General features: G+C 37.3%; 14 protein-coding genes and 1 pseudogene. 12 read left to right on the forward strand and 3 right to left on the reverse strand.

Going from position 1 to position 16,301, the window contains the following annotated elements; translation table 11 throughout:
• The first annotated feature begins 33 nt into the window (after positions 1 to 33).
• From mobA to D0T51_RS05490, 10 genes are all read left to right on the forward strand, one after another.
• Positions 34 to 465: a conjugal transfer protein MobA gene (mobA, locus tag D0T51_RS05445; RefSeq protein WP_163726282.1), complete on the forward strand. Its 432-nt coding sequence runs from the start codon at positions 34 to 36 to the stop codon at positions 463 to 465.
• Between the two features lie 80 nt (positions 466 to 545).
• A complete protein-coding gene (locus D0T51_RS05450; RefSeq protein WP_163726287.1) occupies positions 546 to 746 on the forward strand; it encodes a helix-turn-helix transcriptional regulator in 201 nt (66 codons plus the stop codon).
• A 4-nt stretch (positions 747 to 750) separates the two neighbouring features.
• A complete protein-coding gene (gene hsdR, locus D0T51_RS05455) occupies positions 751 to 3,135 on the forward strand; it encodes an EcoAI/FtnUII family type I restriction enzme subunit R (RefSeq protein ID WP_163726289.1) in 2,385 nt (794 codons plus the stop codon).
• Between the two features lie 3 nt (positions 3,136 to 3,138).
• On the forward strand, positions 3,139 to 4,575 hold the full coding sequence (locus D0T51_RS05460) for an N-6 DNA methylase (RefSeq protein ID WP_163726292.1): 1,437 nt from the start codon (positions 3,139 to 3,141) through the stop codon (positions 4,573 to 4,575).
• Positions 4,575 to 6,551: a restriction endonuclease subunit S gene (locus tag D0T51_RS05465; RefSeq protein ID WP_163726294.1), complete on the forward strand. Its 1,977-nt coding sequence runs from the start codon at positions 4,575 to 4,577 to the stop codon at positions 6,549 to 6,551. Before D0T51_RS05460 ends, D0T51_RS05465 begins: the two co-directional genes overlap by 1 nt.
• A 14-nt stretch (positions 6,552 to 6,565) precedes the next feature.
• On the forward strand, positions 6,566 to 7,798 hold the full coding sequence (locus D0T51_RS05470; RefSeq protein WP_163726296.1) for a hypothetical protein: 1,233 nt from the start codon (positions 6,566 to 6,568) through the stop codon (positions 7,796 to 7,798).
• 29 nt (positions 7,799 to 7,827) lie between these two features.
• Positions 7,828 to 8,877 (forward strand): nucleoid-associated protein, encoded by a 1,050-nt coding sequence (locus D0T51_RS05475; protein ID WP_163726299.1) that lies wholly within the window; start codon positions 7,828 to 7,830, stop codon positions 8,875 to 8,877.
• Entirely contained in the window at positions 8,877 to 10,073 is a 1,197-nt protein-coding gene (locus tag D0T51_RS05480; protein WP_163726302.1) for a hypothetical protein, read from the forward strand. Before D0T51_RS05475 ends, D0T51_RS05480 begins: the two co-directional genes overlap by 1 nt.
• Positions 10,046 to 11,083 (forward strand): nucleoid-associated protein, encoded by a 1,038-nt coding sequence (locus tag D0T51_RS05485; RefSeq protein ID WP_163726305.1) that lies wholly within the window; start codon positions 10,046 to 10,048, stop codon positions 11,081 to 11,083. The genes D0T51_RS05480 and D0T51_RS05485 overlap by 28 nt, the downstream gene beginning before the upstream one ends.
• Positions 11,084 to 11,107: 24 nt before the next feature.
• Entirely contained in the window at positions 11,108 to 12,571 is a 1,464-nt protein-coding gene (locus tag D0T51_RS05490) for an RNA-binding domain-containing protein (RefSeq protein ID WP_163726308.1), read from the forward strand.
• A 380-nt stretch (positions 12,572 to 12,951) separates the two neighbouring features.
• On the opposite strand, the pseudogene D0T51_RS05495 reads toward D0T51_RS05490, so the two are convergent.
• The 3 genes and pseudogenes from D0T51_RS05495 to D0T51_RS05505 all read right to left on the reverse strand — a co-directional run.
• A pseudogene (locus tag D0T51_RS05495) lies at positions 12,952 to 13,539 on the reverse strand (DUF169 domain-containing protein); the annotation flags it as partial.
• 2 nt (positions 13,540 to 13,541) lie between these two features.
• Positions 13,542 to 14,048, reverse strand: a complete 507-nt coding sequence (locus D0T51_RS05500) for a DUF2269 family protein (protein ID WP_163726311.1) — start codon at positions 14,046 to 14,048, stop codon at positions 13,542 to 13,544.
• A 130-nt stretch (positions 14,049 to 14,178) separates the two neighbouring features.
• Positions 14,179 to 14,607: a MarR family winged helix-turn-helix transcriptional regulator gene (locus tag D0T51_RS05505; protein ID WP_163726314.1), complete on the reverse strand. Its 429-nt coding sequence runs from the start codon at positions 14,605 to 14,607 to the stop codon at positions 14,179 to 14,181.
• A 168-nt stretch (positions 14,608 to 14,775) separates the two neighbouring features.
• On the opposite strand from D0T51_RS05505, the gene D0T51_RS05510 reads away from it, so the two are divergent.
• Both D0T51_RS05510 and D0T51_RS05515 read left to right on the forward strand, forming a co-directional pair.
• Positions 14,776 to 15,246 carry a cupin domain-containing protein gene (locus tag D0T51_RS05510; protein WP_203583327.1) on the forward strand — a complete coding sequence of 157 codons (471 nt, stop codon included), beginning with the start codon at positions 14,776 to 14,778 and terminating at the stop codon, positions 15,244 to 15,246.
• Between the two features lie 43 nt (positions 15,247 to 15,289).
• Positions 15,290 to 16,300 (forward strand): alpha/beta hydrolase, encoded by a 1,011-nt coding sequence (locus D0T51_RS05515; RefSeq protein WP_373457008.1) that lies wholly within the window; start codon positions 15,290 to 15,292, stop codon positions 16,298 to 16,300.
• Position 16,301: the final 1 nt, after the last annotated feature.

Raw genomic sequence — 16,301 nt, forward strand, 5'->3', positions numbered from 1 at the left:
GGAGACATGCAGACTCCACACATTTGATGATTTATGAAAGAAGAAACAAATTCACGCTCAAAATGGAGCAAAGGAGGACGTCCTATAAAAAATGACCCAGCCAAGAACTGCGTAATGGTTCGCTTTTCGGATCAAGAATATGCTAGGTTTTTATCCATGTATGAAGAATCCGGCGTTTATGCAAAGTCGATTTTTGTCAAAGCACGAGTATTTAATGAAAGTTTTCGAGTGATAAAAACTGACGAAGGAACACTAAAATATGTGGCAAAACTAACCCAACTTCATGCACAATTTCGAGCAGTTGGAGTCAATTACAATCAAGTTGTCAAACAACTTAAAAGTAATTTTCCGGAGCAAAAAGCACTTGCATTGCTTTATAAATTAGAAAAAATAACGCTTGAGTTAGTCACTATTCAACAGAAAATTATTGCGCTTTGTGAAGAGTTTAAGCAACGATTCTTTTAGGATTATTTAAAATGCGAAGATTTTATCGATGTATCCCTTAGAATTTCCTATCTTTGGAGACGAAACAAATAAGTAATCCGATGAAAATGAATCGTATTAAGGAGGTTTTGCAAGAGAAAGGATTAACGCAGGTATGGCTGGCTGGAGAGCTTGATAAGAGTTTTAAGATGGTCAATGCTTATGCTTGTAACCGGAAGCAGCCAAGCCTTGAAACGCTTTTTCGGATTGCGGAGTTGTTACAGGTAAACGTTAAGGATTTGATTGTGGATAATAAGCCATAGTGTTATGAACAAAAAAGATTTGTCAGAAGCTGACATTAAAGCAAAATTCATAACTCCTGCTATAATAAAAGCGGGGTGGGATGAACATACTCAACTTGGTCGTGAAATCTATTTTACTGATGGTAGGATTTATGTTAAGGGGAAAATTACCGCAAGAGGGAAACGAAAATTTGCCGATTACATACTTTTTTATAAACCCAATGTTCCTATAGCTATTATTGAAGCTAAAGACAATAACCACACTGTAAAAGCCGGAATTCAACAGGCTTTAGGATATTCAGATACGTTGGATATTCCTTTTGTGTTTAGTAGTAATGGAGATGGATTTTATTTTCACGATAAAAGCATTTCAGATGGACAAATAGAAAAGGAATTACTAAATGACGAGTTTCCAAGCCCAGAAGAACTCTGGTTGAAATACAAACAGTACAAAGGGATTGAAACGGAAGAAATTGAGAAAGTCATTTCTACCGATTATTTTCAAGACAATTCAGGTAGATCTCTTCGTTATTATCAACAAATCGCGATCAATAGAACCATTGAAGCAGTGGCTAAAAATCAACCGAGAATCTTATTGGTAATGGCTACTGGTACAGGAAAAACATATACCGCATTTCAAATAATATATAGATTGTGGAAAAGTGGAGCTAAAAAGAGAATCTTATTTTTAGCAGACCGAACCGCTCTTATTGACCAAACTGCTCGGGGAGATTTCAGGCACTTTAAAGATGCTATGACTATCATTAAAAATAAGAACATTGATACAGCCTATAATGTATATTTGGCATTATATCAAGGTTTATCTGATAGTAAATCAGAAGATGCTTATAAGCAATTCAGTCCGACTTTTTTTGATTTGATTGTTGTGGATGAGTGTCATAGGGGAAGTGCCAAAGAAGATAGTAAGTGGAGGGAAATTTTAGAATATTTCAAAACAGCTACTCATATTGGAATGACAGCAACTCCGAAAGAAACAACCGAAGTTTCAAATATTTACTATTTTGGAGAGCCTGTTTATACATATTCATTAAGACAGGGTATTGATGATGGCTTTCTTGCACCATATAAAGTAATCAAAATTACACTTGACATTGATGCTGAAGGATGGAGACCGCCAGTCGGTTTCTTGGATAAAGAAGGAAATCCCGTTGAGGATAGAATTTACAATCGTACTGATTTTGACAAAAATATTGTTGTCGAAGAAAGGAGAGCATTAGTTGCGAAAAAAATAACAGAATTTCTCAAAAGCAATGACCGTTTTGCTAAAACAATCGTTTTTTGTATTGACATTGAACATGCAGAAGGAATGCGGACAGCATTGGCAAATGCAAACGCTGACCTTGTTGCCCAAAACAGCAAATATGTCATGCAAATAACAGGGGATAACGAAGAAGGGAAAAGAGAGTTGGATAGTTTTATAAATCCAATGGAACGTTATCCTGTTATAGCCACAACCTCAAAACTCATGACTACCGGTGTTGATGCACAAACCTGTAAATTGATAGTATTAGATAGCAATATTGGTTCAATGACTGAGTTTAAGCAAATTATTGGCAGAGGAACTCGAATAAACGAAGAATATGGTAAAACATATTTTACGATAATGGATTTCCGAAATGTAACCAATCTTTTTGCAGACTCTGCTTTTGATGGCGATCCTGTAATGATTAAGAATGTTTCGGAAGAGGACGATTTATCAGGAACAGAGGACGAAACAACCGATGAACCTATTATTGACATAATAGATGGAGAAGTCGTTGATTTCCCTGATGAGAAACTGCCGACTATTGAAGGTGGCGGAGATATAGTTATTCCACCAAATCCAAGAGAAAAAATAAGAGTAGACGGAGTAAGGGTTACAGTAATCAATGAAAGAATACAATATCTGGGGACAGATGGGAAAATAATAACCGAAAGTCTGAAAGATTACACTAAGAAGAATGTGAAAGGGCAATATGCTTCTTTAGAAACTTTCTTGAAATCGTGGAATGATGCAGATAAGAAAAAAGTGATAGTTGAGAATTTGGAACAACAAGGCATTTTCTTCGATGCGTTGAAAGAAGAAATAGGTAAAGATTTTGATCCTTTTGATTTGATTTGTCATGTGGCTTTTGATGCAAAACCTTTAACTCGGAAAGAACGGGCAAACAATGTAAAAAAACGAAACTATTTTTCTAAATACAGTGAAAAGGCACAGGCTGTAATAAAGAGTCTTTTAGATAAATATGCTGATGATGGTTTACTTACTATCGAAAGTTTGGATGTGCTAAAACTTTCTCCCTTGAACAAACTAGGCTCACCATTGGAACTTATCAAGGCTTTTGGTAGTAAAGATAAGTATTTGGAGGCATTAAAAGAATTAGAGAACGAATTATACAAAGTAGCGTAACGAATGGCAAATGTAGGAGCTGTTATCAGCAATATAAGAAATATAATGCGTCAAGATAGAGGTATTTCTGGCGATGCACAACGACTTGAGCAATTGGGCTGGATGTTGTTCCTGAAAATAATGGACGACAAAGATCAAGAGCTTGAGGTTATAAAAGACAATTATTTTTCTGTGATTCCTGAAAAATTCAAATGGAGGAATTGGGCCGCTGACACCGAGGGAATTACAGGAGATGAGTTATTACATTTTATAGACAGCACAACCCTAGATGATTTAGGATTATTTACAACACTTCGAAATTTATCAAGCATAACGAATCCTAAACGTGCTGCCATTGTAAAAGAAGTGTTTGATGGCTCTAATAACTACATGAAAAGTGGTTATGAAATGCGGAAAGTGATAAATAAGCTTAATGAAATTGATTTTAATAACTCAGATGACAAGCATATTTTTGGCGATATTTACGAAAGTATTCTGCAAGAACTAAGAGATGCGGGAAATAAGGGAGAGTATTATACTCCAAGAGCAGTAACTCAACTTATGACTCAAATGACTGACCCTAAACTGGGAGAGAAGATTCTTGACCCTGCCGCAGGAACAGGAGGTTTCTTAACAGCAGCTATCGACCATGTAAGAACACACTATGTTAAAACGGTTGATGATGAAGCTATTTTACAAACCGCCGTTACTGGTTGGGAGCTAAAGCCTGTTGCTTATGTTCTCGGACTAACCAACCTGATACTACACGAAATTGATGTTCCCGATTATCACTATATTGACAGTTTAAAAAGAGAATACAACAGCATTGGTAAGAAAGATCAAGTGGATGTGATATTGGCTAATCCTCCATTCGGGGCCAGTATTGCTGATGGAGTTGAAACAAACTTCCCTGCAACATTCAGATGTCGCGAGAGTGCTGATCTATTTGTGATATTGATGTTACAATTGCTCAAATCTACAGGTAGAGCAGCCATTGTATTACCTGATGGCTCTATTACCGGCGAGGGCGTTAAAGCAAGAATCAGAGAAAAACTACTCACAGACTGTAACCTACACACAATTGTCCGTTTACCGCAAAGCACATTCTTTCCTGCAACAGTAAGCACTAATTTGCTTTTCTTTGAAAAAGGTTCTCCAACGAAAGAAATATGGTATTATGAACACAAATTGCCTGAAGGACAGAAAAGTTACTCAAAAAAGAAGCCGATACAATTTGATGAGTTTAAACCTTTGATTGAATGGTGGAATAATCGTGTCGAAAATGAAGTAGCTTGGAAGGTTAAAATTGGAGACTTGAATAACTGGGATTTAGATATTAAAAATAAGAACACCGTATCAGAAGAGATTACTATAAGTACCGAAGATGCAATTTTTAACCTAAAAGAATCCATAGAGAAGTCAAAGACTATAATTACAGAACTTGAAAATCTATTAAAATAATGGCAAAACAATATTTTATTAAAGATTTTCTGAAAAGGATAAAGCGTCCCATTGTATTAAAAGACAATGAGGAGTATAAATTGGTTACAGTTAAAATGAACCACAAAGGAGTCGTTTTGCGAGAAAAGAAGAAAGGTTGTGAAATAAAGTCAAATATGTATATCGTAAAAGAAGGAGACTTTATCCTCTCTGGCATTGATGCAAGAAACGGAGCATTTGGAATTGTTCCTTTCGAACTTGATGGAGCAGTCGTTACGAATGATTTTTGGTATTTTGATTTGGATGAGAATATAATATTAAAAGAGTTATTTCTTCAAATGACTTCAACGGTTTGGTTTGATGAAATATGCAAAAAAGGGAGTGATGGAACAACTCAAAGAATCCGATTACAAAAAGATAAATTCTTCAATCAAAAAATATGGCTTCCGGAAAAGACGGAACAGAAAATAATTTTAGAGCATATTCTCAATTTTAAAACTAAACTTGAATGCGTGTCTATTCAAAACATAATTCAGAATGAGCAAGCCAAACTACTAAAGCAATCCATTCTCCAAGATGCTATACAAGGAAAACTCACAGCCGAATGGAGAGAACAAAACCCAGATGTAGAAGCAGCGAATGAGTTACTCAAACGAATAAAAGCAGAAAAAGAAAAATTAATCAAGGAAAAGAAAATCAAAAAAGAAAAACCTCTGCCTCCAATTAAAGAAGAGGAAGTTCCATTTGATTTGCCTGATGGTTGGGTTTGGTGTAGATTAGGCGAAGTCTTTTCTACAACTTCTGGTGGAACACCAAATAGGGCAAATTCAAAATATTGGAAAGGGGATGTTATATGGTATAAATCAGGCGAACTTAACGACAATATATTAGATGATAACTCAGAGGAATTTATTACGAATCTTGGATTACAAGAGTCCTCTGCAACCTTATTTCCTCATGGTACATTGCTAATCGCGATGTACGGAGCGACAGCTGGTAAGTTAGCAATTCTCAATAGAAAAGCGGCAACAAATCAAGCTATCTGTGGTTTTTTTGAGAACAAAGGAGTCAAAACAAAATATTTGTTTTATTACTTGATGGCTAATAGAAGTAAAATGATTGAAGATTCTTGGGGGATGTCGCAACCTAATATCAGTCAGACATATTTAAGAAACTTTATATTTGTACTTCCTTCTCTTGTTGAACAGCAAGTCATAGTTGAAAAGGTCGAAACCTTTATGAAGAAATGTAATCAACTAAGCGAAGAAATCGACAACCTGAATAAACACAGCCAAGATTTACTGAAGGCATTGTTCAATGAGACTTTCGATTTGAGAGAAGCAAAACAAGAAAATGAATTTTCTGTAAAAACTGAACCAACAAAAAAGCATAAACCGAAAGAAAAAACAGTCGCATTAAAACCAACAAATGTAGATTACTACAAGCGTAGCGTGTTAGCCGCAGAAATTGTTTGGCAATTACATAAAGAACCCACGCTTGGGCATTTAAAGTTGCAAAAGTTAATATTTCTCTGTCAGAAGACAGCCAATATGCAATTGCCTACAAATTTTCTTCGGCAAGCAATGGGACCGTATGATAATCAACTGATGCGTTCTATCGACAAGCAACTAAAACTACATAAGTGGTTTGAATACAAAGGAGCCGAAAGTCTAAAATACCAGCCTTTAGAAAAAGTGGGGACACACAGTTCCGATTATTTAAAATATTTTTCTTCTGAGAGTGCGAGCATTCAATATATAATCGACACTTTCAAACAAGCAAAGTCAAGTTCAGTAGAGATTGTGGCAACATTATACGCATGCATGGAGAATATATTAGCAGAAAACAATGTCATATACTCAGAAACACTGTTACTCCAACGATTCTATGAATGGTCTGAAGAAAAACAGAAGTTTACAGAAAATGAAGTTAAAGTGGTATTGAAGAGAATGAAAGATTTAGGAATAATTCCTGAAGGATTGAAAAATATAAATTGAAATAAAATTTGCCTATGTCACTAAATCTATCAGTCAACTATTACAACGAAAAGGAGGCAGAACTTTTCAAAGATTATGAAAATTATGAAACAATCAATCGAATGATTGGTCATAAATTTACGATTAATGAAGATGAGTTCAAATCATATATGCTGTTTACAGAACAGGCAGATGAGGCAGGCTTTAGAACCTATCAAGATTTGAAAGACCGAGTTCAACACCGCATAGGAGATGTTGACGATTATCTTGATTTATCGGCAGGAACAATAACTGCTAAAAAAACCTCAGAAAGATTAAGCACCACTGGTATGACCGAAAGAATTGGCGTGTCATTAGGACTTAATGTTGTAAATCAAATTCATGGATTGACAGAGGCAGACTGGGCTATTACTCAAAATATTTACGCTGGAGGTAAAAGACTAAAAGATTTCGACTACCAAATACCAATGGCTTCGGATGGCACAAGATTTATACAGGTAGAAAACAAAGGCTGTATCAATGATGACAATACAAGTAAGAGTCCGTCTGTCAGCAATCACTATCGAAGCATAAAAGATAAAAAAGAATCAATCCTCGATAGAGAAAGAGCAGGTAGAATAGGAAGGCACACCAATATCTATTATGGAACGATTGGCGTTTTAGATGATCACAATACAGCAAAAGTTTGGCTTGTAGACCCCGATCCTTATGAAGTTGAATGGAATCCGAAAAAATACAGATTAATATCAAGATTGATTTATTACTCCAAGCTATTTGCTGAAATTGGAATTAATAAAAATATCCAAATGGAACTGCATGAAAGGATTGGACAAATATTAGATTCTCAGGATTATACTATATACAATAATAAGCCATTAAAATCAAATCATGGTTATCGTGTGAATATGGTGCAAATGAAAAACTTTGCGTCAATTAACTATAATGAAGTTTTAGGCTCTTTTTTCTTTATTGAAAAAGATAATGGCATACAGGCATTTATGCTTGCAATGCCTAAAGCACTTATCAATCTCATTATTTCTCAAAACTTTGATGGAATTCTAAACTACGAATATCAGAATTATGAAATGAGCGACAAAGTGACTATTGAGTTGAGGGTAAGGTTAAGTCAAGCAACAGATGAACTTCACCAAACTGATTTGGATTTTGTATTTAATGAAAGTGGAAAACGATACGATTACCAATCGTATCAACAAATAAACCATATCAGTAGTGGTAGAATTTTCGGAATTATTGAATCCAAGAAGTAATTGAAACAAAATAATTAAATCGCAATATTATGGCTAAGAAAATCAAAAAAATTGGGCACAATATAAACATGAAAGGTTTTGTGATTCATAAAATCAACAAAACGAGAGGAGAAAGACGTGCTAATCTAAAATTGGCAAAATCAATTATTTCTCCAACTGACAAAGAGAAAAAATTTGTTGCAATAACTTCGGATGCTTATTATAAAAAATCCGCACCTACTTACGGAATTTTTGATGATTTGGAAACCAATAGATTTAAAAAAGCACTTCTGTCATATAACAATAAACAAGAAGACTTCTTTACTTTTTCTTGTAATTGTATGGATTACTATAAATACATTATTAAAGATGTAGCTCCAGCGACTGGCGGTTTTCTTGTTTTTACCAACTATATTGACACAGAAAAAAATTATGAATTTTTGCTGATATTGGCTATTAACAATAAAGATGGCTATGTTTTCAATGAAGAAAAGTTGACAATCGAAGATATTAAAAATATTGAACTGAATAAAATAGATCTTGCTTGTCAAATAAATTTGACAAGATTGAATGACTTTATTGTAAATAATAATACAGATGTAAAAACTTATTTATCATTAATAAAAGGCAACAAGGAGTTAAGTGCTTATTTTATTAAATTTATTGGCACTGCGAATAAAACAACAAGTACTGAGTCTTCAAAACGACTCGTTAATGCCCTTGACCAATTCTGCCAAAATAATAATTACAACAGAGAACAAACAGCTGAAACTAAGAATAGAGTTTCTAATTACTGCAAAGACTGTCTAAAAGAAAAGAAAGAGATTTCTTTATCAGCAATATCTGCTTTGATTGACAATGAAAATCCTGACTTATTTAAGGAATTTGCTTCAGATGAAGATTATGGGGTTGATGAAATAATAAGCGGTGACCCAAGTGTATTACGAAGTGTTGGCTCTGTAAAATACAAAGATAAGGAGGGGAAACTATCTGTAGAGTTTAGTAATGAACTGTTGCTAAGCAAGCAAGTTATTTATGATGATAGTAAGAAGCTATTGACAATTAAAAACATTTCACTGTCTGACCAAATTTCAAATTAATGAATATGCTGAGTCAGGTCGTAAATGTTATAAACTCTTCCGATATTGAAGTAAATGGGGATAGTATTTTTTTGAGCAATCATACTGTTGGCAATTTAGATTGTTTGCAAAAATTAGATACTCAACAGTGTGTCAATTCTTTTTATGAAAATGGCACTATTGTTATTTGCTCTGATTTGAAAATAGGTTCAATTATAAATATTGAGCTATCATTGTTTCATTTATCCAAGATTGGATATTTCGAAAATTTCAAGGTCTTTGTAGACAATAATCTATATCAATTGCCCAATGAGCCATACTATATAAGAAGTCTTAATTGTTTCAACAATAATGATAACGGAGCTCTTAAGTCTTATTTGGAAGTCGTAAAACTTATTGATGCTATAAAAGCTAACGCAAAACACAATTACTCTGAGGTCGGAATAGATTTTACTTTAATATTTAGAGAAGATAAAGCATTGCTACTTCCTATTTGTTATAACGAAACTAATATTCTGCAATTAAGTCAAACGAATGTTAGAGAAATAGAGACTATATCGTCAATATTCAATGAACTTGATTCGGATAAAAGATTTCTATTTCTTAATGAACTAATAGCTTTTTTATCGCCTATTGAAGAACATGAAAGATTCCCTTATTTGCTATCTAAGATACAGGTATTTCTTAGCAATGCGAATGATGCTTATCAGTATTATATCAGAAATTTCTCATACAACAAACTCAAAGCGGAATTAGATGATGCTGCATTAGATTATTCTAAAAAGATACAGGCTGTTATTAACGAATCTCAAACAAAACTTATAGCAATTCCAACAGCATTTGTGTTAGCCGTAGCAAGCATGGATTTTAATGTAATCTATACAGGTAAAAATATAGGATTAATCTGTGCATTATTCGTATTTTCCACATTAATAGAGATGTTCATTAGAAATCAAAAAAGTGCATTGACGTTTATAGAAAATAGTATAACTACATACAAGAACTCTTTCATTTCAAACAGTCTGATTATACAAAATGCTTTTTCAATTGTCGATATTGAGCTAAGTAAACAAAAAACAAGACTTCTTATTATTCGAGGTATAACATGGGGACTCCCCATTGCTTTAACAATAATAGCAGTTACATTATTTATATGTCAAAATCCCGAAATTATTCAAAACATAAAACAATGGTTCAGTCAAACATTTCAAAAATAGCCAATATTATTATTCACATTATTGGGAATAAAACAAACGAAGAAACTTTGCGGTTATCTTCGTCTGAAATTAACATTCATGAGGATGTCAAAGAATTATTGAAGGCATATTTTTTCTCTTCTTTCAAATCTGAAGAATACTTCAACTTCTACCACAATATTGATATTTCAATGAATGAGGTTTTTATTTGTGGAAGTAAAATTTTCGATAGTCCAGAAGCACTTCATGAGCAATCGATAAATCTCGCAAAACACTTATATGAGCAAAGTACCCACCCCAAAATAAAAGGAGGGGAATTCTATGTTGTTTATTTCAAAGAATGCGTTATTGATGGAAAAACAGTTGATGCTATTGGTTTATTTAAATCGGAAAACAAAGACACTTTCTTAAAAGTATATCCTTCGGGAGATAATTTTGAAATAGAAAGTCAGCAAGGAGTCAATATAAATAAATTAGATAAAGGTTGTTTGATTTTCAACACCGAAAAAGAGAATGGTTATGTCGTTGCAGTAGTCGATAATACAAATAAAGGAGTGGAAGCGCAATATTGGCTAGATGATTTTTTGCACGTTCGCCAACGAAAAGATGAATATTACAACACTCAAAACATCCTATCATTGTGCAAGAACTTCATAAAGAATGAACTACCTGAACAATTTGAGGTTTCCAAAGCAGACCAAGCTGATCTAATAAATAAATCTGTGAAATTTTTCAAGGAAAATGAGTCTTTCAATATGGATAAATTCGCCAAAGAAGTAATCGGGCAAAATGATATTATTGAAAGTTTCAGACAATTCAAAGCCGAATATCAAAAAGAACAAGAAATTAGTATTTCTGATAGCTTTGAAATATCCGAAAGTGCTGTTAAGAAAGGCACAAAAACCTTGAAAAGTATTATTAAATTAGATAAAAATTTTGATATTCACATACATGGAAATCGTGATTTAATTGAACAAGGCGTTGATGAGAAAGGGAAGTACTACAAAGTATATTATAAAGAAGAAGCATAATATGTTGTTAAACCGAATAAATATATGATCACCCAACAAGAAATACTCCAACTACTCCACGATACTGAAAGCTATCGAGTAGAGCGAACAACTTCCAAGACAAATACGGATAAATTTTGTCAGGCAATATGTGCGTTTGCCAATGACATTTCAGGCAATGGGAAGAATGGTTACCTAATGATTGGCGCACATGACAACGGAGAGTTGAGTGGGTTGAAAGTTGATGATGAACTTCTGTTGACTGTTTCAAATATCCGCACGGATGGAAATGTCCTTCCTCAGCCGGTAATGACTGTTGAAAAATTCAGTTTCGAGAAGGGTGATTTGCTTGTTGCAGAGGTGCAGCCGTCTGAATTTCCTCCGGTTCGATACCGTGGGCGTATTTGGGTGCGGGTTGGTCCGCGAAAGAGTTTTGCGACAGAAGCAGAGGAGAAAATTTTAATGGAGAAACGTCTATCCAATATTCATACATTTGACGAGATGCCTTGCATAGGGACAACGATGAATGACCTTGATGTTGATGTGATAAAAAGGGAGTTCTTGCCTCAGGCAGTAGCGGAAGATATATTGGCAGAAGATAAACGTCCTGTCGAGGAACAACTTGCCTCATTGGGATATTATGATTTGCGGTATAATTGTCCTACCAACGGTGCAATTGTTCTTTTCGGTAAGAACCCGGAACGTTATCTGCACGGTTCGTATGTACAATATGTGCGTTTCAAAGGCAAAGACCGAGCGGGAGATATTATCAACGAGCAGGTTTTTAGTGGAAATCTTTGTAAGGAATTAGCGAGAATAGACACTTTCATTGAAACAAGTATTTCGCAGAAAAGACCGATTCCAGTCAGTGTGTTACGAGAGGAAACGGTTTCTAAATATCCCTACTGGGCAACACGCGAGCTTTTGATGAATGCCATCATGCATCGTGATTATCAGACGAATGCTCCGGTGCTGTTCTACGAATACGACAACCGCATTGAGGTACAAAATCCGGGTGGGCTGTACGGCAAAGTGAGCGAGGAAAATTTTCCGAATGTAAGCGACTATCGTAACCCATTCATTGCAAAAGCCATGAAGATACTGGGATATGTCAATCGTTTCAGTCGTGGTATCTATCGGGTACAAAAAGAATTGGTTGAGAATGGAAACGGCGAAGCGATATTCGACTTTGACCTGATAACCGCATTTCGAGCAACCGAGAATGTTTCACAACGGTATTTTGAGGAAGGTTTTGGGGCTGACACCCAAGAAAATGGGCAAGAAACGCCCAAGAAACGCCCAAGAAACACCCAAGAAACACCCAAGAATATTCAAGATGAAATAATAGAAGCAATTAAGAACAACTCTTCTATTACTCGTAAGGAATTGGAAGCCTTATTAGACCGTACACCTGATAGCATAAAATACCATTTGGCACAATTGACCAAGAAAGGAATAATAAAGCATGTAGGTTCAACTAAAGCAGGCAAATGGGTTGTAATAGAATAAAATTTCGTATGTTTGTATTGGAAATAGCCTAAAAGCAAATATGTGCAGAATACTGCAAGTTTTTGGTGACTTTTTAGAGATTATTCCTTTTTTTGAAAAATATATCAATCAGATTAATAGCCACTTAATCGAATAGTTCGATTCCTGGTGGCACCACTTAAGAAGAGTAGCAAAACGAAGCAAATCCCTGAAACATAGACAGTTTCAGGGATTTTTCTTTTTAAGACCACCCCCCTGAAAACGCATAAAATGGCAGTTTATAGAATATTTCTCTTTGCTTATTCATATGCTTTTTTTTCGGGCCAAAAAAAGCAAACGAAATGGTATCTAATGTGCTGATTTGCTGGTTTTTGCATACCGACAAACTCGTTTCATTTCCTTTCTACATGAGGGCGGACAGAAGGATCGAAAAGACCGATAAATATTCTCTTTCCTCCTCTGCTATTCTCAATAACTGCATTAGTTACCACAGCCGAACAGCCAGAACCGAACATGGAAGTGACTGCATCTTCCGAATTGTTGTCGAAATAAGCCCATGTCGTCAAGCCGGAGAGTATATCGGGGGTTGCCAGGAACAAGATACCTTCCACCTTGTCAAACGTTTCAACCCTGTCGATACGGACAAAATTCAAATACTTCCGGTTAGTAAGCGGCACACCGAGTTGTTCTATAAACTCAACCACCATTTCAGGCGTCTTTTTATACCGTTCTTTCAGCGAAACGAAGTTGGGTACCCGTTCGGGCATTTCAGTAAATCCGGTATAGAACTTTCCTCCTCCGCAACCAATGACTTCGGCATTCAAACTTATGGGATTTCCCTCTCTTACCGTTTTCAACCCTTTGAAGAAACAACCGTTTATCTTTTCGGTATCAGCAAGCGGGGTATCGGAATACCAAAACACTATCGGCAGTTCGGCTTTTTCGCCGAACGCTTCCCTGTAATTGTTAATAAATACTTTTACTTCCATAATCATGCTGTTTTTTTCTTTTTCCATGGTTTTTGTACGGATATAACTATGACTACCAGTAACAAGGCTGTTTGAACAGTTCCCCATAACTGTGTCATGCGAATGTTTTCAAGAAATATCGGGTCTGTCAGAGCAGCATCACGAAGTTGATCGGCAATGACAACGTTATTGTTGATGCAGGGCCCAAGCACAAACGTTCCGAATAATATTTGCACGATTGTCATGGTCCATTTTACAATAATCCACGGATGTTTAAAGAATCCCCAGTTGGTCCATATGCTATAAATCAATCCGGTGATGAATGCCCCGATTGCTCCGTAAATAATGAAATAATCGTCTACTATCTGCAATATCCGAGAGCGCATATATAGTTCATCGCCCGATTCGGGATAGGTAGTAAAGACCAATAAGCATAAAGTAAGCCCCCCTACAATCCAGCAAAAAGCCAAAAATATATGGAACATTTTGAGGATTTTCACTCCCTGCGGTTTTAATTTTCCTGTTTTCATACGTCATTATTTATTTTTTATATTTCGGTCGTATGGAACTCGCACGAATGTCATCGCCTTTGGCGAAACAGTTTTAATAGCTCGTTTCATATCTATTTCTGTTGATTAGTCAATGGTATGGGTAAAAAAATTAGCTGATATTTTGATAGAGCTTTTCAAGCACACGGGTTACGGTATCATATTCTTCATCACTGATACCTGCCAGGTAGGAACTCTTTGATTTTTCGAGGTAAGACATAACGCGTGGCATTAGCTCCCGTCCTGCCGGAGTGATAATCACGCTGTTCTTTTTCATATTGGCAGGAGCAGGAGTGCGTTTAATCAGGCCTTTTCCCTCCAATATATCCAATGTTCTTTTAACGGCAGCCGTATCTTTGAAAGCCCTCTCCGCCAACTCCTGCTGGCTTATACCATCTTCGAGGTAAAGCAAACGCAAGACCACATATTGCGAATGGGGAAGGTCTATCCCCTCTTCCTGTAATAACTTATTCAAATGCACAGACATGGCTTTTGATGCACGTGCCAATAAGAAGCCCAAGGTATGCTGATTGTCTTTCATACTTACAAAGATAAGGATTTTATTGATTAGTCAATAATTTAGGTTTGATTCGTTAAAAATTCACATTGACCTTTTGGGCAAAATCATTTGAACCGCAGAGCAAAACCGCTTTGCGGCCTTTGTTGTTCCTTTGCATTGTAAGTTGAGGTGTAATAAAACCAATGAACGATGAGAAAAACGATTATTATGATCTGCGCGGCGCTGGTAGCGGTGTCGTGTGGCAATAAAAACAACGAGACGATGAAAGCAAACGAGATTTTCCCGAAAGGACAAAAAGCAGCGGCTAATTTCACAGGCACGGCATGGGTCGAGATGCTTGTGACCAACGACGCGACATTCGACACGCAGGTGTATAATGTGACCTTCGAGCCGGGTTGCCGCAACTACTGGCATTCGCATCCGGGCGGGCAGCTGCTGTTGGTTACTTCGGGTGAAGGTTATTACCAGGAGAAAGGCAGCGCAATCCGCCTGCTCCGGCCAGGCGATGTGGTAGAGATAAAACCCGACGTTGTTCATTGGCATGGCGCGACGCCCAACAGTGAATTCATACACATCGGTATCACCACGCAGGCAGATAAAGGCGCGGTGACGTGGTACGGCCCAGTGTCGGATGAGGAATACGACAGCTATAAAGAATAAACCTATGAAAAAATTAGCGATCTTAACCGTCGCGGCACTCGCAATGGCCGGATGCAGCGGCAGGAGTACGAACGATAAAAATTCAATTGACATGAGCGGCACAGAAAAACAGGAACACTATACATTTGAACTGAGCGATAAAGTCATCCGCCAAAAAGTAACTTTCAAAAACCGCTATGGGATCACGCTCACTAGCGACCTCTACACCCCGAAAAAACACGGCGACCAACGCCTGCCCGCCATCGCGGTCAGCGGGCCGTTCGGGGCGGTGAAAGAGCAATCTTCGGGGCTGTATGCCAACCAGATGGCCGCGCGCGGTTTCATGACGCTGGCTTTCGATCCGTCTTATAGCGGCGAGAGCGGCGGCGAACCCCGTTACGTGGCATCGCCCGACATCAACACCGAGGATTTCAGCGCGGCAGTCGATTTCCTCTCGACGCACGACGACGTAGATCCTGAACGCATCGGGCTTATCGGCATCTGCGGCTGGGGCGGTCTGGCAATCAATGCCGCCGCTATGGACACCCGCATCAAGGCGACCGTCGCCTCGACCATGTACGACATAAGCCGTGTGAGCGCCAACGGATACTACGACGCGATGGACGAGGAGGCGCGCTACGAACTCCGCCGTAAGCTCAATGCCCAGCGCACGGCCGATTACAGGAGCGGCACGTATGCCCTTGCCGGGGGCGTGGTCGATCCTCTGCCGGACGATGCGCCGCAGTTCGTCAAAGACTACCATGACTACTACAAGACCCCGCGCGGCTACCACGAGCGTTCGCTCAACTCGAACGGCGGCTGGAACGTGACTTCGGCACTTTCGTTCATAAACGCGCCCCAGCTCGCTTACAGCGACGAGATCCGCAGTGCCGTACTGGTGATACATGGCGAGAAAGCGCACTCACGTTATCTCAGCGAGGATGCTTTCAAGAAACTGAAGGGCGACAACAAGGAATTGCTGATTATCCCCGGTGCGGTTCACACTGACCTCTACGATCGGCTCGATGTGATTCCTTTCGACAAACTCGAATCATTCTTTAACCAAAATCTATAAT

The sequence above is a fragment of the Parabacteroides sp. 52 genome, assembly GCF_010500925.1.
In the GTDB taxonomy this organism is placed as follows: Bacteria; Bacteroidota; Bacteroidia; order Bacteroidales; family Tannerellaceae; genus QVMG01.

Bases quoted from the DNA above. Each gene is read 5' to 3' on its own strand.
- D0T51_RS05505 (WP_163726314.1), bottom strand. From the start codon at position 14,607: ATGAAAGACAATCAGCATACCTTGGGCTTCTTATTGGCACGTGCATCA.
- D0T51_RS05465 (WP_163726294.1), top strand. From the start codon at position 4,575: ATGGCAAAACAATATTTTATTAAAGATTTTCTGAAAAGGATAAAGCGT.
- D0T51_RS05460 (WP_163726292.1), top strand. From the start codon at position 3,139: ATGGCAAATGTAGGAGCTGTTATCAGCAATATAAGAAATATAATGCGT.
- D0T51_RS05490 (WP_163726308.1), top strand. From the start codon at position 11,108: ATGATCACCCAACAAGAAATACTCCAACTACTCCACGATACTGAAAGC.
- D0T51_RS05475 (WP_163726299.1), top strand. From the start codon at position 7,828: ATGGCTAAGAAAATCAAAAAAATTGGGCACAATATAAACATGAAAGGT.
- mobA (WP_163726282.1), top strand. From the start codon at position 34: ATGAAAGAAGAAACAAATTCACGCTCAAAATGGAGCAAAGGAGGACGT.
- D0T51_RS05500 (WP_163726311.1), bottom strand. From the start codon at position 14,048: ATGAAAACAGGAAAATTAAAACCGCAGGGAGTGAAAATCCTCAAAATG.
- D0T51_RS05515 (WP_373457008.1), top strand. From the start codon at position 15,290: ATGGCCGGATGCAGCGGCAGGAGTACGAACGATAAAAATTCAATTGAC.
- D0T51_RS05450 (WP_163726287.1), top strand. From the start codon at position 546: ATGAAAATGAATCGTATTAAGGAGGTTTTGCAAGAGAAAGGATTAACG.
- hsdR (WP_163726289.1), top strand. From the start codon at position 751: ATGAACAAAAAAGATTTGTCAGAAGCTGACATTAAAGCAAAATTCATA.
- D0T51_RS05485 (WP_163726305.1), top strand. From the start codon at position 10,046: ATGGTTCAGTCAAACATTTCAAAAATAGCCAATATTATTATTCACATT.
- D0T51_RS05470 (WP_163726296.1), top strand. From the start codon at position 6,566: ATGTCACTAAATCTATCAGTCAACTATTACAACGAAAAGGAGGCAGAA.
- D0T51_RS05480 (WP_163726302.1), top strand. From the start codon at position 8,877: ATGAATATGCTGAGTCAGGTCGTAAATGTTATAAACTCTTCCGATATT.
- D0T51_RS05510 (WP_203583327.1), top strand. From the start codon at position 14,776: ATGAGAAAAACGATTATTATGATCTGCGCGGCGCTGGTAGCGGTGTCG.